This window comes from Saccharothrix sp. CB00851 (assembly GCF_001905065.1).
GTDB lineage: Bacteria > Actinomycetota > Actinomycetes > Mycobacteriales > Pseudonocardiaceae > Actinosynnema.
The window spans coordinates 56,918-82,333 of sequence record NZ_LWLC01000031.1 but is presented as its reverse complement, the minus strand read 5'-3'; the positions used below and the strand labels follow the sequence as shown (position 1 = coordinate 82,333).

General features: G+C 71.2%; 26 protein-coding genes. 16 read left to right on the top strand and 10 right to left on the bottom strand.

The genetic code is table 11. The features are described from left to right. Positions 1–42 precede the first annotated feature (42 nt). The gene (locus tag A6A25_RS27810) at positions 43–546 is read left to right on the top strand and encodes a DinB family protein (protein ID WP_073895122.1); all 504 of its coding nucleotides are present in this window, start codon (positions 43–45) and stop codon (positions 544–546) included. Between the two features lie 4 nt (positions 547–550). Here A6A25_RS27810 and A6A25_RS27805 read toward each other — a convergent pair whose 3' ends face one another. Then, positions 551–1,000, bottom strand: coding sequence for a cupin domain-containing protein (locus tag A6A25_RS27805; RefSeq protein WP_073895120.1), 450 nt, complete (start codon positions 998–1,000; stop codon positions 551–553). A 10-nt stretch (positions 1,001–1,010) separates the two neighbouring features. Next, positions 1,011–2,534, bottom strand: coding sequence for a GGDEF domain-containing protein (locus A6A25_RS27800; RefSeq protein WP_073895118.1), 1,524 nt, complete (start codon positions 2,532–2,534; stop codon positions 1,011–1,013). Between the two features lie 179 nt (positions 2,535–2,713). Between A6A25_RS27800 and ruvC the strand changes: the two genes are divergently transcribed. From ruvC to A6A25_RS27760, 8 genes are all read left to right on the top strand, one after another. Continuing rightward, complete coding sequence (gene ruvC / locus A6A25_RS27795; protein ID WP_073895116.1) at positions 2,714–3,313, top strand: crossover junction endodeoxyribonuclease RuvC; 600 nt, start codon at positions 2,714–2,716, stop codon at positions 3,311–3,313. Beyond that, positions 3,310–3,903, top strand: a complete 594-nt coding sequence (gene ruvA / locus A6A25_RS27790) for a Holliday junction branch migration protein RuvA (RefSeq protein WP_073895114.1) — start codon at positions 3,310–3,312, stop codon at positions 3,901–3,903. The genes ruvC and ruvA overlap by 4 nt, the downstream gene beginning before the upstream one ends. Beyond that, positions 3,900–4,964 carry a Holliday junction branch migration DNA helicase RuvB gene (gene ruvB / locus A6A25_RS27785; RefSeq protein WP_073895112.1) on the top strand — a complete coding sequence of 355 codons (1,065 nt, stop codon included), beginning with the start codon at positions 3,900–3,902 and terminating at the stop codon, positions 4,962–4,964. Before ruvA ends, ruvB begins: the two co-directional genes overlap by 4 nt. A 103-nt stretch (positions 4,965–5,067) precedes the next feature. Next, positions 5,068–5,424, top strand: coding sequence for a preprotein translocase subunit YajC (yajC, locus tag A6A25_RS27780; protein ID WP_073895109.1), 357 nt, complete (start codon positions 5,068–5,070; stop codon positions 5,422–5,424). A 140-nt stretch (positions 5,425–5,564) separates the two neighbouring features. Beyond that, complete coding sequence (gene secD / locus A6A25_RS27775) at positions 5,565–7,412, top strand: protein translocase subunit SecD (protein WP_073895108.1); 1,848 nt, start codon at positions 5,565–5,567, stop codon at positions 7,410–7,412. Position 7,413: 1 nt separating this feature from the next. After that, on the top strand, positions 7,414–8,598 hold the full coding sequence (secF, locus tag A6A25_RS27770) for a protein translocase subunit SecF (protein WP_073895106.1): 1,185 nt from the start codon (positions 7,414–7,416) through the stop codon (positions 8,596–8,598). Continuing rightward, positions 8,595–9,113 (top strand): adenine phosphoribosyltransferase, encoded by a 519-nt coding sequence (locus A6A25_RS27765; protein WP_073895104.1) that lies wholly within the window; start codon positions 8,595–8,597, stop codon positions 9,111–9,113. Before secF ends, A6A25_RS27765 begins: the two co-directional genes overlap by 4 nt. A 213-nt stretch (positions 9,114–9,326) precedes the next feature. Continuing rightward, positions 9,327–11,627, top strand: coding sequence for a RelA/SpoT family protein (locus tag A6A25_RS27760; protein WP_073895102.1), 2,301 nt, complete (start codon positions 9,327–9,329; stop codon positions 11,625–11,627). Positions 11,628–11,631: 4 nt separating this feature from the next. Here the strand turns inward: A6A25_RS27760 and A6A25_RS44900 are convergent, their stop codons facing one another. Together A6A25_RS44900 and A6A25_RS27755 are read right to left on the bottom strand one after the other, a co-directional pair. Next, positions 11,632–11,796, bottom strand: coding sequence for a hypothetical protein (locus tag A6A25_RS44900; RefSeq protein WP_198932887.1), 165 nt, complete (start codon positions 11,794–11,796; stop codon positions 11,632–11,634). A gap of 233 nt (positions 11,797–12,029) precedes the next feature. After that, positions 12,030–12,881 carry a peptidylprolyl isomerase gene (locus A6A25_RS27755; RefSeq protein ID WP_073895100.1) on the bottom strand — a complete coding sequence of 284 codons (852 nt, stop codon included), beginning with the start codon at positions 12,879–12,881 and terminating at the stop codon, positions 12,030–12,032. Positions 12,882–13,026: 145 nt separating this feature from the next. On the opposite strand from A6A25_RS27755, the gene A6A25_RS27750 reads away from it, so the two are divergent. The 3 genes from A6A25_RS27750 to A6A25_RS27740 are packed head-to-tail and all read left to right on the top strand — an operon-like array spanning position 13,027 to position 15,627. Then, positions 13,027–13,734 carry an MBL fold metallo-hydrolase gene (locus A6A25_RS27750; RefSeq protein ID WP_073895098.1) on the top strand — a complete coding sequence of 236 codons (708 nt, stop codon included), beginning with the start codon at positions 13,027–13,029 and terminating at the stop codon, positions 13,732–13,734. A gap of 4 nt (positions 13,735–13,738) precedes the next feature. After that, positions 13,739–15,001 carry a histidine--tRNA ligase gene (hisS, locus tag A6A25_RS27745; protein WP_073895096.1) on the top strand — a complete coding sequence of 421 codons (1,263 nt, stop codon included), beginning with the start codon at positions 13,739–13,741 and terminating at the stop codon, positions 14,999–15,001. Next, positions 14,998–15,627: a hypothetical protein gene (locus A6A25_RS27740; protein ID WP_073895093.1), complete on the top strand. Its 630-nt coding sequence runs from the start codon at positions 14,998–15,000 to the stop codon at positions 15,625–15,627. Before hisS ends, A6A25_RS27740 begins: the two co-directional genes overlap by 4 nt. A gap of 27 nt (positions 15,628–15,654) precedes the next feature. On the opposite strand, the gene A6A25_RS27735 is transcribed toward A6A25_RS27740, so the two are convergent. Next, positions 15,655–16,518, bottom strand: a complete 864-nt coding sequence (locus A6A25_RS27735) for a spermidine synthase (RefSeq protein ID WP_073895091.1) — start codon at positions 16,516–16,518, stop codon at positions 15,655–15,657. Between the two features lie 7 nt (positions 16,519–16,525). Continuing rightward, positions 16,526–16,933, bottom strand: a complete 408-nt coding sequence (locus tag A6A25_RS27730; RefSeq protein ID WP_073895089.1) for a hypothetical protein — start codon at positions 16,931–16,933, stop codon at positions 16,526–16,528. Positions 16,934–16,952: 19 nt separating this feature from the next. Here A6A25_RS27730 and A6A25_RS27725 point away from each other — a divergent pair, with 19 nt between their 5' ends. Next, positions 16,953–17,315 carry a DUF1304 domain-containing protein gene (locus tag A6A25_RS27725; protein ID WP_073895087.1) on the top strand — a complete coding sequence of 121 codons (363 nt, stop codon included), beginning with the start codon at positions 16,953–16,955 and terminating at the stop codon, positions 17,313–17,315. Here the strand turns inward: A6A25_RS27725 and A6A25_RS27720 are convergent. Beyond that, complete coding sequence (locus A6A25_RS27720; RefSeq protein ID WP_143193458.1) at positions 17,242–18,693, bottom strand: YibE/F family protein; 1,452 nt, start codon at positions 18,691–18,693, stop codon at positions 17,242–17,244. The genes A6A25_RS27725 and A6A25_RS27720 overlap by 74 nt on opposite strands. Positions 18,694–18,829: 136 nt before the next feature. Between A6A25_RS27720 and A6A25_RS27715 the strand changes: the two genes are divergently transcribed. After that, positions 18,830–19,456: a nitroreductase family protein gene (locus tag A6A25_RS27715; protein ID WP_083668746.1), complete on the top strand. Its 627-nt coding sequence runs from the start codon at positions 18,830–18,832 to the stop codon at positions 19,454–19,456. Here A6A25_RS27715 and A6A25_RS27710 read toward each other — a convergent pair. Both A6A25_RS27710 and pnuC read right to left on the bottom strand, forming a co-directional pair. Then, positions 19,435–20,532 carry an AAA family ATPase gene (locus A6A25_RS27710; protein ID WP_073895083.1) on the bottom strand — a complete coding sequence of 366 codons (1,098 nt, stop codon included), beginning with the start codon at positions 20,530–20,532 and terminating at the stop codon, positions 19,435–19,437. The two genes, A6A25_RS27715 and A6A25_RS27710, sit on opposite strands and share 22 nt — an antisense overlap. Continuing rightward, positions 20,529–21,164, bottom strand: coding sequence for a nicotinamide riboside transporter PnuC (pnuC, locus tag A6A25_RS27705; protein ID WP_241828951.1), 636 nt, complete (start codon positions 21,162–21,164; stop codon positions 20,529–20,531). The genes A6A25_RS27710 and pnuC overlap by 4 nt, the downstream gene beginning before the upstream one ends. 46 nt (positions 21,165–21,210) lie before the next feature. On the opposite strand from pnuC, the gene A6A25_RS27700 reads away from it, so the two are divergent. Beyond that, positions 21,211–23,124, top strand: a complete 1,914-nt coding sequence (locus tag A6A25_RS27700) for an intein-containing Rv2578c family radical SAM protein (protein WP_198932885.1) — start codon at positions 21,211–21,213, stop codon at positions 23,122–23,124. A 418-nt stretch (positions 23,125–23,542) separates the two neighbouring features. Here A6A25_RS27700 and A6A25_RS27695 read toward each other — a convergent pair whose 3' ends face one another. Continuing rightward, entirely contained in the window at positions 23,543–24,928 is a 1,386-nt protein-coding gene (locus tag A6A25_RS27695; RefSeq protein WP_158073831.1) for an FAD-binding oxidoreductase, read from the bottom strand. 91 nt (positions 24,929–25,019) lie between these two features. Between A6A25_RS27695 and A6A25_RS27690 the strand changes: the two genes are divergently transcribed. Next, entirely contained in the window at positions 25,020–25,400 is a 381-nt protein-coding gene (locus tag A6A25_RS27690) for a hypothetical protein (protein WP_073895079.1), read from the top strand. The last annotated feature ends 16 nt before the right edge of the window (positions 25,401–25,416 follow it).

The following is a 25,416-nucleotide window of genomic DNA, read 5'->3' as shown; positions in this document are numbered from 1 at the left end:
TCTAGCGTGGTGTCACCACCGAAACGAAAGGCAGGACCCCCGATGACCGCCACCACCACCGCCTCGACCGAGCTCACCGACCTGCTCTCGACCCTGGCCAAGCACCGCGGCTTCCTCCGCTACACCGTGCGAGGGCTCACCGACGAGCAGGCGCGGCTGACGCCCACCGCGAGCGCGCTCTGCCTGGGCGGCCTCATCAAGCACGTCCGCAACGCGGAAGAGGGCTGGATGCGCTTCGCGGTCAGCGGCCCGGAGCCGGTCGAGAACGTGGCGGAGGACTGGGTCGACGGTTCTCGGATGCTGGAGCACGAGACCCTCGAAGGACTCCTCGCCGACTACGAGGAGACCGCCGCCAAGACCGAGCGGCTGCTCGCCGACCTCGACCTGAACACCGCCCACCCGCTGCCGGTCGCCCCCTGGTTCGAGCCTGGCGCCTCCTGGACCGTCCGCCGCGTGCTGCTGCACCTGATCGCCGAGACGTCCCAGCACGCGGGCCACGCGGACATCCTGCGCGAGACCATCGACGGCCAGAAGACCATGGGCTGACCGGTCAACGACGGCAGAGCCGGCGGACCAGGTCGGCGTGCGAGGGGTAGCGCGGGGCGAGGGTGTCGGCCTCACCGAAGGTGACGATGTCGTCGGTGTAGGGCGGCACCACCACCGTGCCGACCAGGGACCACTCGCCGTCCGGCTCACTGGCCTGCCACACCCCGGCGGGGACGACGACCTGCGGTCGCTGTCCGGCGGTGAGATCGGGGCCCAGCACGGGCTGCGTCACCGAGCCGTCCGGGTGCAGCAGCAGCATCCGCAACGGCGCGCCGGCGTGGTGCGCGTAGATCTCCACGTGGTCGAGCCTGTGCACACCGGAGAACTCGCCCTCGCGCAGCAGGTAGTAGATCGCGGACACCTCGGGCGAACGCCACGACTGCCCGAACCACCCGCCCTCCACCGGCAGCTCGACCAGCCCTAATTCCGCGATGACCTCTTCGGCCTTCACCACCCGACCCCGTTCACGTGAGTTCCGCTTCCACCGTGCCGTGCACCACGACCATGCCCTTGCCCAGCCGCTTGGCCGTGTACATCGCCGCGTCCGCCGTGCCGATCAGGTCGTCGGCGGTCAGCGTCGGGTCGAACGCGTCGCGGTGCGAGATCCCGATCGACGCGCGGATCACGTGCGAGCCGTTCGCGGTCCGGTGCGGTTCGTCCAGGGCGCCCAGCACCCGCTTCCCGATCTCCTCCGGCGGCTGCGGGTAGCCGTCGACCAGCACGCCGAACTCGTCACCGCCCAGCCGCGCCACCACGTCCTGCGGCCGCACGCACGCCTGCAGCCGTGACGCCACGATCCGCAGCACCGCGTCGCCCTCGGCGTGGCCGTAGTTGTCGTTGACGTCCTTGAACCCGTCCACGTCGATGAACAGCACCACCACCGGCGACGTGCCGGCCAGCGCCGCGTCCAGCCGTTCCCGGAACAGCGCCCGGTTCGGCACCCCGGTCAACGGGTCGTGGTAAGCCTGGTGCCGCAGCTTCTCCCGGCTGTCGCGCAGCTGCTCCAGCAGCTTCACGTTGTCGATCAGCGTCAGCAGCTGCCGCGCGATCACCAGCAGCACCACGCCGAGCCCGACGTAGATCTCCAGCGGGTTGAGCCGCACGCCGGTCGCCGTGCCGACCACGATGAACAGGCCCGTGACCAGCATCGGCAGGTACGGCACCAGCAGGTGCAGCAGCTCGCCCGCGCGCAGCCGGGTCGAGCCGACCCGTTCCCGCGCGGCGCTGCTCGGCGCGATCGAGCTGAGGAAGAACATCGCCGGGCACACCATGAACCCGATGTCGGCGGCCGTCGGGATGGTGGTGGCGCCCTTGCTCACCAGGTACGCGAACGCCCAGCCCGACGACGACTGCGCCAGGCCCGCCAACGCGATGAACAGCACCGGCAGCTGCCGCACCGAGCGGTGCGTCCACGACGACACCAGCAGCACGACCAGCATCACCAGGTACGCCGCCGGGTGCGCCACCACGGTCGCGAATCCGGGGCCGGAGGTGGCCCACGCGCGCACGATCGACTCCAGCAGCGACACCCACGTGAGCACGAACAGCGAGCCGACCACGATCAGCCCGTCCAGCGCGACCACCAGCCGGCTGCGGTGACCGGGCAGGTTGCCCGGACCGCCGTGCGCCAGCACCAGGATCGCGCACAGCGTGAGCGCGGGCACGAGCATGAAACCGATCGGCGCCAGCGTGGAGGAGGGCAGCGCCACCCCGAGGAACACCTGGCCCCAGATCCACACGGCCAGCCCGACGACCAGGCTCGCCATCGCCGCCGCCATCCACAGCCGCCAGTGCCGCGCGACGCCGTGCCGTCCCCGCGCGGCCCGCCAGTACGACATCATCGCGGCGCTCGCGGCGAGCAGCTGGGTGAACTTGTCGATCGCGACCGACGTCGGCCGGTCGAACACCCCGGAGACGACGAGGCTGACGATGCCGATCACGAGAGCGCAGACGGCGCCGCAGATGACGCCGAACCGCCTCACGGTCATGGCACCTCGCTCACGCCGCCACTGGAGTCGATCAGTCGACCGAGCCACTGTAGTGACCTCGTGACGCTGTGTCGATCTGGGGGTGCCTGTTCGTCACCGTGCGCGTGTCATGAAGGGTCCTCACCGTGATCACCGGCTAAGGTTCGAACGGGTGTTCGTCGGCGGTTGAGGGGACCAGCGTGCGCGTGTTCGGAGTCGACCCCGGCTTGACCCGGTGCGGGTTCGGGGTGGTCGACGGCGGCGCGGGCCGCACCGTGCGGCCGGTCGCGGTGGACGTGGTGCGCACCCCGGCGGACGTCGACCTGGCGTTGCGGCTGCTCCAGCTCTCCGACGCCGTGGAGCAGTGGCTGGACCGCTACCAGCCGCAGGTCGTGGCGATCGAGCGGGTGTTCAGCCAGCACAACGTCCGCACCGCGATGGGCACGGCGCAGGCGGGCGGTGTGGTCGCGCTGTCCGCGGCCCGCCGCGGCCTGCCGGTCGTCTTCCACACGCCCAGCGAGGTCAAAGCGGCCGTGACCGGCTCCGGTCGCGCGGACAAGGCCCAGGTCACCGCCATGGTCACCAAGCTGCTCGGCCTCAAGACCGCGCCGAAGCCCGCCGACGCCGCCGACGCGCTGGCGCTGGCCATCTGCCACCTGTGGCGCGCGCCGATGCGGTCGAGGCTGGAGGAGGCTCAGGCGAGGGCCGCCGACATCGCCCGGACGCACCGCGCGAGACTGGCGCAGGCCGGCGCGAAGGCGGCGGCCAAGCCGACGAAGACCGGAGGTAGGAGCCAGTGATCTCGTCACTGCGCGGGCAGGTGCTGTCCATCGGGCTCGACCACGTCGTCGTCGAGGTCGGCGGCGTCGGCTACGCCGTGCAGGCCACCCCCGCCACGCTGGCCACGCTGCGCCGCGGCGAGGAGACGTTGTTGGCCACCGCCCTGGTGGTGCGCGAGGACTCGCTGACGCTGTTCGGGTTCGCCGACACCGAGGCCCGCGAGCTGTTCGGCCTCCTGCAGACCGTCTCCGGCATCGGGCCGCGGCTGGCGCTGGCCACGTTGGCCGTGCTGGAGCCGGACAAGCTGCGCGCCGCCCTCGCCGAGGGCAACATCACCGTCCTCACCCAGGTGCCGGGCATCGGCCGCAAGGGCGCCGAACGGCTGATCATCGAACTGCGCGACAAGGTCGGCCAACTCGCGCCCGCGCCGACCGCCACCGGCGACCACACCGGCCAGGTCCGCGCGCAGGTCACCGAGGCGCTGCTCGGGCTCGGCTTCCCGGCCAAGCAGGCCGAGCAGGCCGTGGACGCCGTGCTGGCCGCCGACGGCACGCTGGGCACCTCCGAGGTCCTCCGCCGCTCCCTGGCCACCCTGGGCCGCAAGCGATGAACCACGAAGACGACTACGCCGACGACACCCTCAACCCGCTGCCCGACCCGACCGAGCGGGACGTCGAGTCGACCCTGCGGCCGAAGGACCTGCACGAGTTCGTCGGCCAGCCCAAGGTCCGCGAACAGCTCGAACTGGTCCTGCGCGGTGCGCTGCGCCGCGGCGCGCCACCCGACCACGTCCTGCTGTCCGGGCCGCCCGGCCTCGGCAAGACCAGCCTCGCCATGATCATCGCCGCCGAGCTGGGCGCCTCGCTGCGCATCACCTCCGGTCCCGCCCTGGAACGCGCGGGCGACCTGGCCGCGATGCTGTCGAACCTGGTCGAGGGCGACGTGCTGTTCATCGACGAGATCCACCGGATGGCCCGCCCCGCCGAGGAGATGCTGTACCTGGCGATGGAGGACTTCCGGGTCGACGTGGTCGTCGGCAAGGGGCCCGGCGCGACCAGCATCCCGCTCGACATCGCCCCGTTCACGCTGGTCGGCGCCACCACCCGGTCCGGCGCGCTGACCGGCCCGCTGCGGGACCGGTTCGGCTTCACCGGGCACATGGAGTTCTACAGCCCCGACGAGCTGGAGCTGATCGTCCGCCGGTCCGCCAAGATCCTCGGCGTCGACCTGCGCGAGGACGGCGGCCGGGAGATCGCGGGCCGGTCCCGCGGCACGCCCCGCATCGCCAACCGCCTGCTCCGCCGGGTCCGGGACTACGCGGAGGTGCGCGCGGACGGCGCGGTGACCCTGGAGGTCGCCCGGGACGCCCTGAAGGTCTACGACGTGGACGAACTGGGTCTGGACCGGCTGGACCGGGCGGTCCTGGGCGCGTTGGTCCGGTCGTTCGGCGGTGGACCCGTCGGCGTCTCCACGCTGGCCGTCGCGGTGGGTGAGGAGCCCACCACGGTCGAGGAGGTCTGCGAGCCCTACCTGGTGCGCGCGGGCATGCTGGCGCGCACTCCCCGTGGTCGGGTCGCCACCGCCGCCGCCTGGTCGCACCTCGGCCTGCGGCCGCCGCCGCAGGCACCCGGCGAGGCCACCCGATCCCTGTTCGACGACGCCACCGAGTGATCGGGATAACTCACCTGGCACAATCGGCGTCGGCACCCCAGAAATTCGGACGTACCGGGCGCTGATCAGGCAGCCCGAGACTCGTCCGGTTGATCGGAGAATCATGGAATCCTTGCTCTTCCCGCTGCTGCTCGTGCTGCTCGCGGTGCCGCTGTTCCTCAGCGCCCGGAAGCAGAAGCGGGCGGTCGCCGAACAGCAGGCGCTGCTCAACTCGCTGGAGCCGGGTGACCGGGTCATGACCACCTCCGGGCTGTTCGCGACGGTGGCCGGCGTGAACGACGAAGACAACACGATCGACCTCGAGGTCGCGGACGGTGTGGTCACCACTTGGCTGCGCCAGGCCATCCGCGAGAAGGTCGCGGTGGACACCGAGACCGACGCGGTCGTGGACGACGTGGAAGACGACGTCGCGGACGAGACCGCCGACGTCGACCGCGCACAGCAGGAGAGCAAGAAGTAACCAGAAGTAACCAGCGGACCCCTCGGCCTGGAGCCGGCAACTGTCAACGTGCCGACTCCAGGCAGTGACGCGCAGCTCACACCATCAGGGGTACGCTCCCGCTTCGCTGACCTTGTCAACTATCAGGAGACGGACGGACCGTGGCACCTCCGGCCGGGCAAATCCGCCCCGCGAAGTACCTGGGCGCATTTGTCCTCATCGTGGTCGCGCTGTACTCCCTGGTGTTCTTCACCGGGAACGGCAAGGCGACCCCCAAGCTCGGCATCGACCTGCAGGGTGGCACCCGTGTCACGTTGACCGCCCGGGCTCCTGATGGGAAAACGCCGTCCGAAGAGTCGCTCAACCAGGCTCGCGCGCTCATCGAGACGCGGGTCAACGGCCTGGGCGTGGCCGGTCCCGAGGTGGTCCGCGACGGCACCAACCTCGTCATCACCGTCCCCGGTGACGACAGCGAGGGCGCCAAGCGCCTCGGTCAGACGGCGAAGCTGAACTTCCGCAAGGTCATCGGCTCCCCGGTGCCGAACGCGCCGGCGCCGACCGAGAGCAGCACCCCGCCGTCCACGTCGGGCTCCGCCGCGCCGACGACCACGGGCTCGGCCGCGCCGACCGAGACCGCGGCCTCCGTCGCGCCGACCACGACCGCCCAGGGCCGCCCGGCACCGGCTTTCGAGGGGCAGCCGGAGACGACCACGCCGCCCGCCGAGACCACGACGCCGCCCGCGGACCCGTCCGCGCCGCCCGCCGAGGGCGAGGGCCAGCAGTCGCAGGTCGACTGCCGCGCGGTGTTCCAGGGCGTCTACTCGGAGGACCCGACCAAGGCCATCGAGGAGTCCCGCACCTGCCGGCAGGACCCGCAGCTGACGACCCTGGACGCGCAGACCGTGTCCCAGGCGCTCGGCGCGTTCACCTGTCCGACCAAGGACCCGCTGATCGGCAACGACGACCCGGCGCTGCCGCTGCTGACCTGCAACCAGGACCTCACCGAGAAGTACGTGCTGGCCCCGGTCACCCCGCCGGCCGACGGCAGCGTGAAGGAAGACGACTTCAGCCTGTACTCGCGGCTGACCGGTGAGGACATCGACAACGCGGTGTCCGGCACCGACCCGCAGGGCGCGGGCTTCGTGGTCGACCTCACCTTCAAGGGCGAGGGTGGCGAGAAGTGGGGCAAGTTCACCTCGGCGAACGTGCAGCAGCAGGTCGCCGTCGTGCTGGACACCCAGGTCGTGTCCGCGCCGAACATCAACGAGCCCATCCTCGGCGGTTCGACGCAGATCAGCGGCACGTTCACGCAGACCGAGGCGACCCACCTCGCCAACGTGCTCAAGTACGGCTCGCTGCCGCTGTCGTTCGAGGCCTCCGAGGCCGAGACGGTGTCCGCGACGCTCGGCCTGGCGTCGCTGAAGGCGGGCCTGATCGCCGGCGGCATCGGTCTGGCGCTGGTGTTCGTGTACTGCCTGTTCTACTACCGCCTGCTGGGCGTGCTGACGATCCTGTCGCTGGCCCTCTCCGGTGTGATCGTCTACGGGGTGCTGGTGCTGCTCGGCCGCTGGATCGGGTTCACCCTCGACCTCGCGGGCATCGCCGGTTTCATCGTGTCGATCGGTATCACCGCGGACTCGTTCGTGGTGTTCTTCGAACGGCTCAAGGACGAGATGCGCGAGGGCCGGACGTTCCGGTCGGCGGTGCCGCGCGCCTGGGTCCGCTCGCGCCGCACGATCCTGTCCGCGGACGCGGTCAGCTTCCTCGCCTCGGCCATCCTGTACGTGCTCGCCGTCGGCCAGGTGAAGGGCTTCGCGTTCACCCTCGGCATGTCGACCGTGCTCGACCTGGTCGTGGTCTTCCTGGTGACGCACCCGCTGGTCAGCATGATCTCCAAGTCGAAGCGCCTGTCCAACCCGAAGCTGGTGGGTCTGGGCGGCGCCGTCCAAGCCGCGGTCGACGACCGCGCGCTGTCGGGTGCGAAGAGCACCGCTGTGAAGGAGGTCTGACGTGGCCGAGAAGAAGAAGGGCAACGTTTTCCAGCGGCTCTACGTCGGCAACGGCGCGTTCGACATCGTCGGCAAGCGCAAGCGCTGGTACGTGATCTTCGGCCTGATCCTGCTGGTCTGCATCGGGTCGATCGTGTTCCGGGGCTTCAACCTGGGCATCGACTTCACCGGCGGCACGCGCATCCAGATGCCCGCGCAGAGCGCGTCCGGCGTGATCAGCGTCGAGGCGGCCAAGGAGTCGTTCGAGAAGGCACTCGGCAAGGAGCCCGCGGCCACGCAGACCGTGGGCACCGGCGATTCGGCGACCATCCAGATCCGGTCGGAGGCGCTGAACGCCGACGAGGTCCTCAAGCTCAAGACCACGCTGACCGAGGACCTCCAGCCCACCGGCGGCGCGAGTGCCATCAGCGACAGCGCCGTCTCAGCCTCGTGGGGCGGTGAGATCACCAGCCAGGCGCTGATCGCGCTCCTCGTGTTCTTCGTCGCGGTGATGATCTTCCTGGCGCTGTACTTCGAGCTGTCGATGGCGATCGCCGCGCTCGTCGCGGTGTTCCACGACGTGCTGATCACGGCGGGTGTCTACTCGCTGGTCGGCTTCGAGGTCTCGCCCGCGACGGTGATCGGCCTGCTCACCATCCTCGGCTTCTCGCTGTACGACACGGTGGTCGTGTTCGACAAGGTCCGGGAGAACACCCGCGGCCTGCTCGGCCTCACCCGCCGCACCTACGGCGAGGCCGCGAACCTGGCCGTGAACCAGACCCTGATGCGCTCGATCAACACCTCGTTGATCGCGCTGCTGCCGGTGCTCGGCCTGCTCGCCATCGGCGTCGGCCTGCTCGGCGTCGGCACGCTGAAGGACCTGGCGCTGGTGCAGCTCACCGGTATCGCGATCGGCGCGCTGTCCTCGATCTACATCGCGACCCCGGTCGCGGTGGACCTGAAGATGCGCGACGCCCGCTACAAGGCGCAGGCCGCGCGGGTGCGGGCGCGTCGGGACAACCTGGCCCGCAAGGCGGCCGGCGGCGAGGTCCCCGGCGGTGGCGACATCGTGGAGTCGACCGACGACGAGTCGCTGCAGGCCGAGTTGCGCAAGGAGAAGGCCCTGTCGGCGGCGGCGAGCGTGCCGGCGCGGACGGGCAAGGCAGGCGACGCGCGGCGGCGCCCGACGGGCAAGAAGCACCGTTGAAGCTGGACCGCGCCCTAGGGCTGCTGCGTGAGGTCCCGGACTTCCCCCTGCCGGGGGTCGTGTTCCGGGACCTCACGCCGGTCCTCGCCGACCCGGACGCGCTGCGCGCCGTGGTCGACGCCCTGCAGGACAAGATCCACCCGGACACCCAGGTCGTGGCCGCGATCGAGTCGCGCGGCTTCCTGCTGGGTGCCGCTCTCGGCTACGGCTGGCACTACGGCGTCGTGCCGCTGCGCAAGCCGGGCAAGCTGCCCGCCGTCGCCCACCGCGTGTCGTACGACCTGGAGTACGGGACGGCCACGCTGGAGCTGCCGGCCGAGGCCGTCGTGCCGGGGCAGCACGTGGTCGTGGTCGACGACGTGCTGGCGACCGGTGGCACGGCCGCGGCGGCGTGCGAGCTGGTCGAGCGGGCCGGTGGCGTGGTGACGGGGGTGTCGGTGGTGCTGGAGATCCCGGGGCTGGGCGGGCGTGAGCGGCTGGCCGGCCGCGAGGTCAACGCCCTGCTGACGGTCTGAGCACACCGGGGTCGGGATTTTCCGAGAGAGATTCGTGACGTCCCCGGAGGGCTTCGGTAGCGGGGTCGCGGGGACGTTCACGCTGGTGAATGCCGACTGGTCGGGCTGAACGGCCGCTGCTGCTCGTCGTGTGAACCGCACCGCTCATCGGCTCACCGCCGAAGTCGTCGCCGCTGCGGAGTTATCCTCGGTTCCTAGACCCGAGGAGCGTGGTTGAGCCAGGACACCGAACCCGCCCAGACGTCGCAGCCCGTGCCCGCACGGCCGCCGTCGGCGACGAGGCGCGTGCGCGCGCGGCTGGCACGTCGGATCACCGCCCAGCGCGCCGCGCCGGTCAAGCAGGTGCTCGAACCGCTGGCCGCCGTCCACCGCGACCTGCACCCCAAGGCCGACCTGGCGCTGCTGCAGCACGCCTACGACGTCGCGGAGGAGAAGCACCGCCCCCAGCGGCGCAAGTCCGGCGACCCCTACATCACCCACCCGCTGGCCGTGGCGACGATCCTGGCCGAGCTGGGCATGGACACGACCACCCTGGTCGCCGCCCTCCTGCACGACACGGTCGAGGACACCGACTACTCGCTGGACCAGCTGCGGGTCGACTTCGGCAACGAGGTCGCGCTGCTGGTCGACGGCGTCACCAAGCTGGACAAGGTCAAGCTCGGCGCGGCGGCCGAGGCGGAGACCATCCGCAAGATGGTCATCGCCATGGCCAAGGACCCGCGGGTGCTGGTCATCAAGCTCGCCGACCGGCTGCACAACATGCGCACCATGCGGTTCCTGCCGCCGGAGAAGCAGGCCCGCAAGGCGCGCGAGACGCTGGAGGTGCTGGCGCCGCTGGCGCACCGCCTCGGCATGGCGACGGTGAAGTGGGAGCTGGAGGACCTGGCCTTCGCGATCCTGCAGCCGAAGAAGTACGACGAGATCGTGCGCCTGGTGGCCAACCGCGCGCCGTCCCGGGACACCTACCTGGGTGGCGTGATCACGGAGCTGTCGCAGCAGCTGGAGGGCGCCCGGATCACGGCCAAGGTCGAGGGCAGGCCGAAGCACTACTACTCGATCCACCAGAAGATGATCGTGCGCGGCCGGGACTTCGACGACATCCACGACCTGGTCGGCGTGCGCATCCAGGTGGACGAGGTCCGCGACTGCTACGCGGCGATGGGTGTGGTGCACGCGCTGTGGCAGCCCATGCCCGGCCGGTTCAAGGACTACATCGCGCAGCCGCGGTTCGGCGTCTACCAGTCGTTGCACACCACGGTCATCGGGCCGGACGGCAAGCCGCTGGAAGTGCAGATCCGCACCTACGACATGCACCGGACGGCCGAGTACGGCATCGCGGCGCACTGGCGGTACAAGGAGACGCGCGGCACGCACAGCGGCAAGGGCGTCGAGGTCGACGAGATGGCCTGGATGCGGCAGCTGCTGGACTGGCAGCGGGAGGCCGCCGACCCGGGCGAGTTCCTGGAGTCGCTGCGGTTCGACCTGGCCGCCCGGGAGATCTTCGTCTTCACGCCGAAGGGCGACGTGGTGACGTTGCCGACCGGGTCGACGCCGGTGGACTTCGCCTACGCCGTGCACACCGAGGTGGGTCACCGGTGCATCGGGGCGCGCGTGAACGGGCGGCTCGTCGCTCTGGAGCGCAAGCTCGAGAACGGTGAGGTCATCGAGATCTTCACCTCGAAGGCCGAGGGTGCGGGACCGTCGCGCGACTGGCTGTCGTTCGCGGCCTCGCCGCGCGCCAAGGCGAAGATCAAGCAGTGGTTCGCGAAGGAGCGCAAGGAAGAGGCCATCGAGGTCGGCAAGGATGCCATCGCCAAGGAGGTCCGCCGCGTCGGGCTGCCCCTGCAGCGGCTGGTGTCGGCCGACTCGATGGGCGCGCTGTCGAAGGAGCTGCACTACCCCGACGTGTCGGCGCTGTACGCGGCTGTGGGGGAGGGGCACACGTCCGCGCGGCACGTCGTGCAGCGGTTGGTGGCGCAGCTCGGTGGCGTGGAGCACGCCGAGGACGAGCTGGCCGAGCGCTCGACGCCGTCCACCGTGGCGCGGCGGCGGGTCACCGGGGACGCCGGGGTCATCGTCAAGGACGCGGCCGACGTGTGGGTGAAGCTGGCGCGGTGCTGCACGCCCGTGCCGGGTGACGACATCCTGGGCTTCGTGACGCGGGGTGGCGGGGTGTCCGTGCACCGGACGGACTGCACGAACGCGGACGAGCTGCTGAGGACGCCGGAGCGGCTGCTGGACGTCGAGTGGGCGCCGTCGTCCTCGTCGGTGTTCCTGGTGGCGATCCAGGTGGAGGCGCTGGACCGGCACCGGCTGCTGTCGGACGTGACCAAGGTGCTGGCCGACGAGAAGGTCAACATCCTGTCGGCGTCGGTGACGACGTCGCGGGACCGGGTGGCGGTGTCGCGGTTCTCGTTCGAGATGGGCGACCCGAAACACCTCGGCCACGTGCTGAAGGCCGTGCGGAGCGTCGAGGGCGTCTACGACGTGTACCGCGTGACGTCGGCGTCGTAGTCGGCTAGCGGCGTCGCCGGGCGGCGATCGTGGCGCGCGCGGTGTAGGCGAGCGTGCCCAGGACGAGCAGGGCGCCGATGCCCTGGAGGCCCGGTGAGTCGTCGGCCTCCCCGAAGACGACGGCGGCGATGCCGAGTGCGATCACGACGACGGCGACCAAGTACCTCATGCATCGAGTATCGCTCGGTACCTATCGAATTTCAATAGGCCTGGGTGAACCCGGTGGCGTCAGCGAAACGTCATCGGGCGGTGGGAGCATCGGCGCAGGTCGGCCTGGTCAGGCCGCCGGGGAAGACGCAAGGGCCCGCACTCCTCTCCCGGGTGGCGGGCCCTGCGCGTTCTCCGGGGACCGCACAGCGAAGGGCCGCCCGGTCGGGCGGCCCTTCGAAGGTCGAAGCGGTACTACTTGACGACGGTCGCGGTCTTGATGTCGACGGCCTTGTTCGGCTTGCCGTCGCCCTGGCCCTGGTCGGTGCCCGCCTTGGCGACCTCGTCCACGAGCTTCAGGCTCTCCGCGTCCACCGAGCCGAACACGGTGTACTTCGGCTCGAGCTGGGTCTGGCCGTAGACGATGAAGAACTGGCTGCCGTTCGTGTCCGGGCCGGAGTTCGCCATGGCGAGCTGGCCGCGGCCGTAGGTCAGCTCCGGCCACACCTCGTCCTTGAAGCTGTACCCGGGGCCGCCGCTGCCGGTGCCGCTCGGGTCACCGCACTGCAGCACCTGGATGCCGGACGTGGTCAGGCGGTGGCACGTGGTGTCGTTGTAGTAGCCCTGCTCGGCCAGGTTGACGAAGCTGTTCACCGCGCACGGCGCCAGCGCGCGGTCGAGGGTCAGCTTGATGTCGCCGACCGAGGTGGCCAGCGTCGCGCCGACCGTGCCCTCCGCGGACGTCTGGCCTCCCGCGGGAGCCTTGACCTCCTTGCTCGCGGGCTGCGCGTCGGCCGGGTACTCGCAGGTCACCTGGGCCGGGAGGGGCGTGGTCCGCTTCACCGCCGGGTGCAGCTCGGTGGCGATCGACTGGGCGCCGTCGGAGCCGGGCGCCGGTGCGGTCGAGCTGGCCGCGGCGGCGTCGTCGCCGGAGCTGCTGAAGTCGGTCGTGGCGAGGAAGTACACACCGCCCGCGACCACGACGACGGCGACCGCCGTCGCGACCACGGCGATCACCCGGCGCCGCTTCGCGCGCTCCGCCCTGCGGACGAGCTGGCGTTCCAGCTTCCGCTTGGCCTGCTCGCGGCGCTGCACGTTGGTCGGCACCTGCAACCTCCCTGATCTCTGCGTCGACGGCGACGATCGGAGAGCAGTCTAGGGGGCACGCATGTGACTGGTGTATGCCGGATAGGCTGCTGGACGGGGTCCACAGGGATCCGTTGCCGATCCGTTGCCGTCGAGAGGTGATCCCGTGCTGGTGATCGGGTTCCCCACCGGAGCCCTGCAGGCCAACTGCTTCCTCCTGGCCACGGGCGCGGGCGGGCCGTGCGTGGTGGTCGACCCCGGCCAGGACGCGGCCGAGCCGATCGCCGAGGCCCTGCGCGAGCACCGGCTGTCCCCGGTCGCCGTGCTGCTCACGCACGGGCACTTCGACCACGCGTTCTCGGTGGCCCCGGTCTGCGACGGCAACGACATCCCGGCGTGGGTCCACCCGCGTGACCGGGAACTGCTGTCGGACCCGCTCAAGGGCGTCAGCGCCCAGTCACGGGCCTTCTTCGGCGGCAACCTGGAGATGAGGGAACCGCGCGAGGTGCGCGAACTGGCCGACGGCGGCGAGCTGGACCTGGCCGGTCTCCGGCTGACCGTCGACCACACCCCGGGCCATACCGGCGGGTCGGTGATGTTCCGCGCCGGCACCGAGGAGGGCGGACGGCTCGTGCTGTCCGGCGACACCCTCTTCGCCGGCTCCATCGGGCGCACCGACCTCCCGGGCGGCGACCACCGCGAGATGCTGACGTCACTGCGCACGAAGGTGCTGACGCTGGCCGACGACACGGTGGTGCTGCCCGGCCACGGCCCCACGACGACCATCGGCCGCGAACGCGTGAGCAACCCGTTCCTGCTGGACCTGGGCTCACCCGACGACGCGCCGGCACCCGCACCGCACCGAGGACTGTAGAACCGTGACCACGTTCGCCGCGCCCAAGGGCGTGCCCGACTACTTCCCGCCGAGCTCCGCGCAGTTCCTGGCGGTCCGCGACACGCTCGTGGAGTCCGCGCGCCGCGCCGGCTACGGCTACATCGAGCTGCCCGTCTTCGAGGACACCGCGTTGTTCGCGCGCGGTGTCGGCGAGTCGACCGACGTGGTCAGCAAGGAGATGTACACGTTCACCGACCGCGGCGGGCGGTCCATCACGCTGCGGCCCGAGGGCACGGCGGGCGTGATGCGGGCCGTGATCGAGCACGGCCTCGACCGCGGCCAGCTGCCGGTGAAGCTCGCGTACGCGGGGCAGTTCTTCCGCGCCGAGCAGCCGCAGGCGGGGCGGTACCGGCAGTTCCACCAGGTCGGTGTCGAGGCGATCGGCGTGGACGACCCGGCACTGGACGCCGAGGTCATCGCGGTGGCCGACGCCGGGTTCCGGGCGCTGGGGCTGACCGGGTTCCGGCTGGAGCTGACATCGCTGGGCGACGCCACGTGCCGCCCGCGGTACCGGGAGAAGCTGCAGGCGTTCCTGTCGGGGCTGCCGCTGGACGAGGAGACCCGGCGGCGGGCGGAGCTGAACCCGCTGCGGGTGCTGGACGACAAGCGGCCCGAGGTGCGCGAGCTGGTCGCCGACGCGCCGCTGATGGTGGACAACCTGTCGGCCGAGTCGTTGGCCCACTACGAGCAGGTCAAGGGCTACCTGAACGAGCTGAACGTGAAGTTCGTGGAGAACCCGCGGATGGTGCGCGGGCTGGACTACTACACCAAGACGACGTTCGAGTTCGTGCACGACGGGCTGGGCGCGCAGTCCGGCATCGGCGGCGGCGGGCGGTACGACGGGTTGATGGAGCAACTGGGCGGGCAGCCGCTGTCCGGGGTCGGCTTCGGGCTCGGGGTGGACCGGGCGCTGCTGGCGTGCCAGGTCGAGGGCGTGACGCCGGGTGACGTGACGCGGTGCGACGTGTACGGCGTGCCGCTGGGCGAGGCGGCCAAGGCGCGGCTGGTCGCGTTGTCCGCGCCGCTGCGGGCCGCCGGTGTGCGGTTCGACCTGTCCTATGGTGGTAAGGGCCTCAAGGGTGCGATGAAGGGGGCCGACCGGTCCGGTGCGCGGTTCGCGCTGGTGCTGGGCGAGCGCGACATCGAGGCCGGGGTCGTGCAGCTGAAGGAGTTGTCGTCGGGCGACCAGCGCGAGGTGCCGCTGGCGGACGTGGTGATCTCGGTGCTGGAGGCGTTGGGCCGGTGAGCGAGCGGATTGCCCTTGACCTGCTTGACCCGAAGGCGGTGCGCAAGCGCGCGCGGACGGTCGCCATCGGCGCGTTGATCGTCGCCGCGGCGTTCGGCGGGCTGCTGGGGCTGCTCGCGGGGCGGACGGCCGGGTTGGTCACGGCGGCGGTGTTCGCGGTGCCGCTGTTGATGTTGGCGTGGTCGGAGGCGCGGCGGCGGGTGTGGCTGGAAGGTCACGTCCTGTCCGTGCGGGCGTTCGGAACGCGTTCGGTCGACCTCCACACGGCCGAGCAGCTGGACCTGCTGGTGACGGATGTGCGTGGGGCGCGGACGGTGGGGCTGTTCGTGCGCGGTGGGGGTAAGGCGATCAACCTCGCCCTGGCCATCTACGCCGGCACGGGCGGCCGCGAGCAGGGCGTGCTGCCGCTGCGGAAGCTGGCCGACGTGCTGGCCGGTCGCGGTGACGCCCCGGGACTGGTGTTCTCCGAGCTGCTGGTGGCCCAGTTGCGGGCGGAGGCGCGTGGCCTGGCCGCCGCCGATCGGCCGCTGTACCAGCTGGGTTCCATGGCCCCCACGGGTCGCTTGGCCCAGAAGCTGAACCCCGAAGCCATCTCCCGCTTCGTCTCCACCCTCGACCAGTCCTGACCCGTCCGCGAGAGGGCGGAGGCGGGGTCAGTCGTCGGGGAGGCCCCAGGTGCCCTTCGGGGGTGCGGGGGACTGGGTGGCGGTGGTGTCAGTGGTGGGTGGGGTGCCGCCGATGAAGCGGATCAGCGAGTCGTCGTGTTCGACACGGCCGGGGAACGCGTCACCGGCGGTCAGCCTGGTCAGGGCGGCGATCGGTAGTTCGGTGTGGGAGGCGACCAGCACGAAGTTCCCGAACCGCCTGCCGCGGAAGACGGCTGGTTCGGCCAGCACGCAGACGTGGGGGAAGACGGCGCGGACGGTGGCGGTTTGCGCCTTGGCGAAGGCGAGCTTCCCGCCGTCGCCGATGTTGGCGGTGTAGACGCCGCCGGCGCGCAGGGTGCGGGAGGCCAGGGCGACGAACTCCACCGACGTCAGGTGCGCGGGGGTGCGGGAGCCGGCGAAGACGTCGGTCACGACGAGGTCGAACGTGGCCTCCGGGGCCTTGGCGAGCACGGCACGGGCGTCGCCGTTGCGGATCCGCAGGCGCCAGGTGCGGTCCAGGGGGAGGATGGCCCGGACCAGGTCGATCAGGGCCGCGTCGATCTCCACGACCTGCTGGCTGGAGCGGGGGCGCGTGGTGGCGATGTAGCGGGGCAGCGTGAGCGCGCCGCCACCGAGGTGCAGGGCGCGGATCGGGTCGCTGCCCGGTGCGACCAGGTCGGCGACGTGGCCGAGCCTGCGCAGGTACTCGAACTCCAGGTGCGTGGGGTCGTCCAGGTCGACGTGGGACTGCGGGGTTCCGTTCAGGCGCAGCATCCACGCCCTCGGCACGTCGGGGTCGGGGATCAGTTCCGCGATGCCCGAGTCGACCTCCCGGCTGATGGTCTCGTCGGCTTTCCGGATCCGTCCCACCCGACGATTATCCCGGTAGCGCCTGCGTGCGGCGCTTGCGGTCCGGTAGGCGGTCCACCAGTCTGCCCAGCCGCTCCGTGGTGCCCTGCAACGGGCCGAGGGCGGCGGCCAGCACGCGGATCGACTCGTCGAGTTGGCCGGTGTTCCCGGTGAGCGTGGCGATCCTGGGCTCCAGCTCGGCCAGCTGCTGCTGCACCGCCTCCAGCTGGTGCAACGCCTCGGGCATCTCGTTGGCCAGGAACGTGGCGAGCTGCTCCAGCCGTTCCAGCGTGCCCCGCAGTTCCGCCACCTGCGGCAACGCCTGCGCCAGCGGGGTCAGCTTCTCCAGCGCGTCGGCGATCCGCGGCAGCGCGAGCACGCCCGACACCAGCCCGGTGGCGACCCGGGCGGTGAGGCCCAACACGGTCCGCAGCATGCGAGTACGTTACCCATCCGTGCAGATCGCCGCAGATGTTCTGACCGCGCTGGTCGCGGCCATCCACCTCTACATCGTCGTGCTGGAGATGGTCCTCTGGACCACGCCGCGCGGCCGGGCGACCTTCGGCACGACGCCGGAGTTCGCCGCCGAGTCGAAGGTGCTGGCCGCCAACCAGGGCCTCTACAACGGCTTCCTGGCCGCCGGGTTGATCCTCGCGTTGGTGGTCAGGGGGTCGACGGGGTTCGCGTTCGCGGTGTTCTTCCTGGTCTGCGTGATCGTGGCGGGCCTGTACGGCGCGGCGACGGTCAGTCGTCGGATCCTGGTCGTGCAGTCCGTCCCCGCCGCGATCGCGTTGCTGCTGGTCCTGCTGGCCCGGTAGGCGACGGGCGGCGCCACGGCCCCTTGGCCGGGTCGTAGCCGGTGCGCAGGTCGCCGGTGATGCGATTGCGGGTCGGCGGGGTGGTGCGGGCCCGGGTCGGCTCGTCGCTTCCGGCGGGTTCGGCGGTCGCCTCGGGCGTGGCCGGTGCGGGTTCGCGGCCGGCGACGAAGGCGGCCAGGGCGGTGGTGATGGGGACGGCGGCGACGAGGCCGATGCTGCCCACCAGAGTGCGGACGACCTCCTGGGCCACTTCCTGGGCGGTGAGGATCTCGCCCACGTCCCGACCGGACAGCGAGAAGGCCAGCAGCAGTGGCAGTGCGGCGCCCGCGTAGGCCATGACCAGGGTGTTCACCACGGAGGACAGGTGGTCGCGGCCGATCCGGGAGCCCGCGGCGTAGAGGTCGCGGAAGTTCAGCGACGGGTTGGCCCGGCGCAGTTCCCAGACGGCGCTGGTCTGGGTGACGGTCACGTCGTCCAGCACGCCGAGGGCACCGATGATCGTGCCCGCCAGGAGCAGGCCGCGGGTGTCGATGCCGTGCCCGAGCAGCGACACCAGGTTGGCGGTGTCCTGGTCCAGGCCGGTCAGCTTGCCGAACGCCGAGAACAGGGCGCCGAGCACGCCGATCAGGGCCAGGCTCACCAAGGTGCCCAGGACCGCGGTCGACGTGCGGGCGGACAGGCCGTGGGTCAGGTACAGGACGACGAACATGATCAGACCGGCGCCCACCACGGCCACGGCCAGTGGGCTTTCGCCGGCGAGGATCGCGGGCAGGACGAACAGGACGAGGACCACGAAGCTCAGCGCGAGCGCTCCCAGCGCGGCCAGGCCCTGCCAGCGGCCGAGCAGGAGCACGGCGGCGGCGAACAGCACGGCGAGGAGCAGCAGCGGCACACCGCGCTGGAAGTCGGCCAGCTGGTAGGAGGTGCTGTCGTTCGGGTCGCCGCCGCCGTACGAGAGCACCACGGCGTCGCCGACGGCGAACTTCGGCGTGCCCGGCTGGTCGGGTACCGGTACCCGGATCTCGCGGCCGGTCGCGGCGCCGTCGGTCATCCGCACGGTCACCAGCACGCAGCCCGTCGCGCCCGGCTCGGCGGGGTCCGGGCCGCACCCGCCCTGCGCCACGGCGGTCACGTCGCCGCGCACCGGCACCTGCGCCAGCCCGGCCTCCGCGCCCGTCCGCTGCTCGTGCCCGAACGGGTACAGCAGCAGCGCGCCGACGACGGTCGCGAGCACGAACGGCAGCAACAGGACCAGCAACAACTTGCGCACGGGTCGGGACGAGGGCTCGACGGGTCCGCCGTGCCCGTGTCCATGGGCGGCGATCAGGTCCTTGGCGCGCACGCGCACATAGTGCCCGCCCACCCCGTACGTCCGCATTCCGGACACTTCAGTGCGAATTCCGGGGTGAACCCTTCAACCGGGACGCCGTCGGTGCGACGCTCGCCGCGTGACCACGAACTGGACACCCATCCACGGCCGGTCCTTCGAGCCGGTCCCGTACCGACCGGCCAGGATGCCGGTCGACGAGTCCCTGCGCACGGCGGCCGACCTGCGTGCCCGGATGCGGGAACGCCGCACGGTGCGCATGTTCTCCTCCGATCCCGTACCCGAACAGGTGGTGCTCGACGCCGTCGAGGTCGCCTCCACCGCACCCAGCGGCGCCCACCAGCAGCCCTGGACGTTCGTGCTGGTCAAAGACCCCGAGGTGCGCCGGCGCATCCGTGAGGCCGCCGAGCACGAGGAACGCGTCTCCTACGCGGGCAGGCTCGGCGAGGAGTGGCTGGACGCCCTGCGCCCGCTCGGCACCGACGACGTCAAGCCGCACCTGACCGACGCGCCGGAACTGGTCGTCGTGTTCCAGCAGCGCTACTACCTGGAGCCCGACGGCACCCGCCGCAAGCACTACTACGTGGACGAGTCGGTGGGCATCGCGGTCGGCATGCTGCTGACCGCGCTGCACCTGTCCGGGCTCGCCGCGCTGACCCACACGCCGTCGCCGATGAAGTTCCTCGGCGACGTGCTGGGCCGCCCGCGCAACGAGAAGGCGTTCGCGGTGATCCCGATCGGCTACCCGGCCGACGACTGCGTGGTGCCCAACCTGGTCCGCAAGTCCCTGGATCAGGTCGTGGTGACCGTCTGAGGCGCCAACGGGTCCGCGAACCGGAAGTGCGCCGCGACCGCCTCCTCGGACGCCGCCAGGGCCTGCCGCAGCCGCTCGTCCGGCGATCCCGTGACGAGCCGCCACGGCACGCCCCGCGCGGTGAGGCGGGTCTTGAACTCGGCGGTCATCCAGGCGCGCAGGTGCTCGCCGTCCCGCCACCCGTCCTGCTCGAACGGCACGCCGACGTGGTCGGTCAGCAGGTACAGGGCGGGGCGGTGGGCGTCCGGCGCGATGTCGGGGTGCGGCGCGCCGAGGTAGCGGTGACCCCACACGGTCGCCGCCCACGAGTCGTTGTCGCACACCAGGACCGGTCCGTCCACGGCGGCGTCGGCCAGTTGCCGTTGCCTGCGCGCCACGTCCTGGAAGTCGCCGACCGTCCACACGAGACTGTCGATGGTGGCGCGCGGGTCGAACGCGCGGGCGGCGGCCAGCTTGAGCTCGGTGTGCTCACGGCCGTACTCGGGCACCCAGGGCGCGTCCAAGGCGGTGGCGAGGTCGCGGGACAGGGTGGTGGTGCCGGTGCTCTCGGCGCCGAGGACGACGATGCGTGCGCAGAGGCCGACCCGCGTCGCCCGCGCGAGGTGCGACCACTGGCGGCGGGGGTCGGCGCGGACCGCGGTGCCCGAGACGGGGAACGCGGCGCGGTCGAGGTCGACCAGGACGTGCCGGGCGCCGAGCCGCTTGGCCATCTCGTCGCCGTAGTGCTCGCTGGAGAACACCGCGTCGACCGTCGCCGACGCGGGGTCGCCGTCCAGGATGGCCCGTCGCGCGAGCACCGCGCGGGCCACGCCCATGTGCAGCTCCCACACGGTGTCGCTGTGGAAGTCCATCTCGTGGTCGTCCACGTCGCCGAGGACGACCAGGCCGGGCGTGCCCGCGTGCTCGGCGCGCAGCCAGGCCACCCGGTCCGCGACCGGGATGGACTCGGCGCTGGACGCCAGCACGGTGACGGTGGTGCGCCGGCTGCGTGCGGCGGCGGTGCGGACGAGGTGGTGGTGACCGGCGTGCGGGGGGTAGAACTTGCCGAGCACCAACACGTGGTCGAAGTCGGTCACGCGGCCACCAGCTCGTCCTCGCGCAGCGCCTTCGTCCAGTTGCGCAGGCCGAGCACGCACAGCGCCATGAACCCGACGTAGAGGATCGCGGTCAGCCAGAGGCCCTTGTAGGCGTACAACGGAACGTAGATCACGTCCGCGGCGATCCACAGCCACCAGCACTCGACCTTCTTGCGGGTCTGGCCCCACGTGGCCAGCAGCGAGAGCACGGTGGTCACGGAATCCGGCCACGGCACGGTCGAGTCGCTGAACGTGGTGAGCACCCACACCAGCAGCAGGGTGCCCGCCACGCCGGCCAGGAGCAGCCACCACCACTGCGCGCGGGACGTGCGGCTGACCGGCAGCGGGGTGTGCTCGGTGCCACCCCGCAGCCACGCCCACCAGCCGTACAGCGCGAGCGCGACGTAGACGACCTGAAGGCCCGAGTCCGCGTAGAGGCCGCTGGTCGCGAACAGGACCAGGAAGGCGAGGTTGTTGAGGATGCCGATCGGCCAGTTGAGCGGGTTCTGCCGGGTGACCAACCACACGCACAGCGCGCCGGTGACGAAACCGGCGATCTCGCCCCAGCTGGTGGCGGCGCCGGCGAACGTGAACGCGGTGTTGTTGAACGGCCACAGGATGATGTCGAGCACAGGCACTCCGTTTGACCATGGTTCGAACACGTGTTCGAATGTGGACATGCGATGGGACGGGCAGAAGGACGGGGCGGACCGACAGCAGGCTCTGCCGGGTTTGCCGGGGCTGGTGCGCAGCGTACGAACTCCCGACTTCGCCGACGTCGTGTTCCACGAGGTGAACGCCAAGTCCGTGCTGAACAAGGTGCCCGGTGGCGGGTTGCCGTTCAACTGGACGGTCAACCCCTACCGTGGGTGCACGCACGGTTGCACGTACTGCCTGACGGGTGACACGCCCGTGCTGCTGGCCGACGGCCGCACCAAACCGATCGCCGAGCTGGCCGTGGGTGAGGAGGTGTTCGGGACGTCCGAGGGCCGGTACGTGGTCACGCGTGTGCGGGCGCACTGGACGACGTCCAAGCCCGCCTACCGGCTGACGTTGAGCGACGGCACGCGGGTGGTGGCGGGCGGTGACCACCGGTTCCTCACCGACGAGGGCTGGAAGCACGTCACGCCCGGCCGGTGCGACGACTTCGAGGAGCGGCCGTACCTGGTCAAGGGCGCGCAGCTGGTCGGGACGGGCCGGTTCGCCGCGCCGCCGGCGCAGGGCGCGGAGTACCGGACCGGGTACCTGTGGGGTGTGGTGCGCGGCGGCCTGCCCAGCCACCCCGACGTGCTGGCGCGCGTGCGCGAGTTCTCCGGTGGTCGGGTGCCGAGGGAGAACGAGCTGGTGGAGTGGCCGACCACGCCGGGGGAGGAGTGGTCGAAGGGCTTCCTGGCTGGTGTGTTCGACGCGCGCGGCAGCTCGACCGGCGGCGAGCTGGTGATGTCCAGTTCGGACAGCGCGGTGTTCGAAGCGGTGGTGCTGGCGTTGACGCGGCTGCGCGTGTCGCACGTGGTCGAGGTGCGCGGGGTGCGGATCGTCGGCGGGCTGGCCGAGCGGCTGCGGTTCCTGCACCTGGTGTGCCCGGCGATCCCGCGCGGCAACGCGGTGGAGGGCATGGCGGTGCCCGTGACGGCCGGGCTCGCGGTGGTGTCGGTGGAGTCGCTCGGCGTGACGCGGACGTTGTACGACATCACCACCGGCACCGGCGACTTCGTCGCCAACGGTTTGGTCAGCCACAACTGCTTCGCCCGCAACACGCACACGTATCTCGATCTGGACGCCGGGCGCGACTTCGACACCCAGGTGGTGGTGAAGGTCAACGCGGTGGACGTGCTGAAGGCCCAGCTGCGGTCCCGTCGCTGGCAGCGGGAGCACGTGGCGATGGGTACGAACACCGACCCGTACCAGCGGGCCGAGGGTCGGTACGCGCTGATGCCGGGCATCATCCGGGCGCTGGCCGACTCCGGCACGCCGTTCTCGATCCTCACGAAGGGAACGGTGCTGTCGCGGGACATCCCGTTGCTGTCGCGGGCGGCGTCGTCGGTGCCGGTGGGCATCGGGGTGTCGTTGGCGCTGCTGGACCGTGAGCTGCAGTCGGGGTTGGAACCGGGCACACCGAGCCCTCAGGCGAGGTTGGAGCTGGTGCGCCGGGTGCGTGACGCCGGGTTGCCGTGCGGCGTGTTCGTCGCTCCCGTGCTGCCGAAGCTGACCGACTCGGAGGAGCGGTTGGACGCGCTGCTGGCCTCGATCGCGGAGGCGGGCGCGACCGGCGTGACCGTCCTGCCGCTGCACCTGCGGCCGGGTGCGCGGGAGTGGTTCGCCCGGTGGCTGGTGCGGGAACGGCCGGACCTGGTCGACGACTACCGACGGCTGTACGCGCGCGGGTCCTATGTGGACGCCCGGTACCGACGGTGGTTGGCTGGGCGGATCCAGCCGTTGTTGGTGCGGCACGGGTTGGACGTGCGGGGCAAGCGTGACGCGGTCGGCGTGTCCGGCGTGCCTGGGGACGACGAGGGATTGTGGCCGGAGGGCAGCCTGCCGTCTTCGGCCCCGAATGGCCCTGTGGTTCAAGAGCAACTGACGCTCCTGTAGGTGGGGGCTGCAAGAGCTTGAAGGCTTGAAAGCTTGAAGGCTTGAAGGCTTGAAAGCTTGAAAGCTTGAAAAGCGTCCTCGCCGGACGGGCAGATCAGCAGGATGACATCCCCCGGTCCCGTTCGGGGTTTCGTTGTGTCGGGAACTGCTGTCCCAGCGTGGTCCCGGACTCCGTGTCATCCCACCGACCTCCCTCCGGGTTACCACACGTGTCAAGGGCGGCGCGAGGCTCCAGTGAAGTAGCAGGCAAAGGTGGACGCGCCGCCCTTGACACGTGCGGTAAGGCTGCGCCAGGTCGGCGGGATGACACGAAGCCCTCCTATTGGGGAAAAGGACGTGCCCGGAGGAAGCCGGAACCGAGGGATGTCATCCTGCTGATCTGCCCGTCCGGCGAGGACATGCTTTTAATCTCTTGCTTTCAGGACACCGACTGCGGGAACCGCAGCACGCGGTCCGGGTCGTAGCGACGGGCGATGGTGCGCAGCCGGCGGAGGTTGTGGCGGTAGCTCGTCTCCGCCCAGTCCTCCTGCTCCGGGTCGAGGTAGTTGATGTAAGTCCCGGTGCCGATCAGGCCCGCCAACGCCGACTGCGCGTCGTCCACCTCGCGCGTCACATGCTCAGCAGGCAGGTTGCCGACAGTGCCGAAGACCTCGACGGACGTTGGCGCACCGCGGTGCGGGTAGGCGGTGTCGGTCGGGCCCAACCGGTCGATTGCGCCGCCGAGCGCGCCGACGATGAGCAGCGCGCTGTCCTTGCCGCGCACCGTGTCCGCCACCGCCGCCGGGTCGTCCCAGCCGTCATCGGCGATACGTGACGACGCGCGGAAGGCGTTGCGGGGTGGGTGGCCCTGGGTCATGATCGCCGTCGCGGTCGGGTAGTCGACTTCGGCGTGCTCCAGCGGACCGTCGACGCCGAGGTGGGCCAGTTCGCCGAGCAGGAGAGCCGCCGGGCCGATCGAGCAGCCGGTGAGGTCCACCGAGCCGTCCGGCAGGACCACGCAGGTGCTGGAGATCCCCTCGGGCACCGCTACGCTCCACGGCTGCCAGGCGCCGAGCACGTCCGCCGCGGACCCGGCCGGGAACCGGATGCGGAACACGGTCAGCACCTCCGGGGCGGGCGCGGTGGCGAATTCGAACGACGTGACGACGCCGAAGTTGCCGCCGCCTCCGCCGCGCAGAGCCCAGAACAGGTCGGGTTCGCGGTCCTCCGAGGCCGTCACCTCGCGGCTGTCCACGGTGACCACCCGGGCGGCACGCAGCCAGTCGCACGTCAGGCCGTACGCGCGGCCGACCCAGCCGAGGCCGCCGCCCAGGGTGAGGCCGGCGATGCCGACCGACGGGCAGTTGCCCAGCGGCAGGCACCGGCCCGCGGCGGCGAGCGCCGCGTAGACGTCACCGAGCCGGGCGCCCGCGCCGACCACGGCGGTGCCGTCGGGCCGCACCTCGACGCCGTCCAGCGGCGCGAGGTCGATCACCAGGCCGTCGTGCGGGGTGGAGTAGGCGGCGTAGCTGTGCCCGCCACCTCGGGCGGCCACCCGGAGACCCGACCGGCGGGCCTCCTCCAGGCAGTGCCGGACGTCCTCGGCTCTCGTGCAGCGGGCGATCGCGGCCGGTCGGTGGTGGTCGAACAGCGAGTTGAACGGCAGCCGCGCCGTCTCGTACGCCGCGTCACCAGGAAGCAGGAGCTCACCGTCCAACCGGGCACGCAACCGCGCCCACCGCGCGGGCCGCGCCTCCGCGATCGCACCACCCGCGGCCACCGCCACACCCGCCCACCGCAACACGTTCCGCCGCGACACCGCCACCCGCCCATCCAACAAGGCGCTGAATCGGAGCAGAACCGCTGTTCGGACGTGCTCGACACACCACCGTACGACGTACGGTACACTGTACGGCATGACGTTCGTGCCGACCGACGAAGACGTGGCGGGTGTGCTCGCCTGGTTCGAGCAGTGGGACGCCTTGACCGTGGCCAAGGATGTCGAGGCGATGGCCGGGATGGCGTTGTTCCCGGTCAACGCGGTGACCGACGGGTCGGCGCAGTCGTGGGACCGGGCCCGGTTCCTCGACGACATGGCGGCGACCCTGGGTGACGGCGGCGATGTGCACATGGAGTCCGTCCGGACGCCGGTGTTCATCAACGCCGACCTGGTGTTCGTGGTGACCGACGCGACCATCACGGCGGGGGAGTCCACGCAGGCCGTCCGGTACGGCGACCTGTTGGTGAAGGTCGACGGCGAGTGGCTGTTCCAGACGATGGTCCAGGGCGGCTGGTAGCGGGTCCGCGCCAACT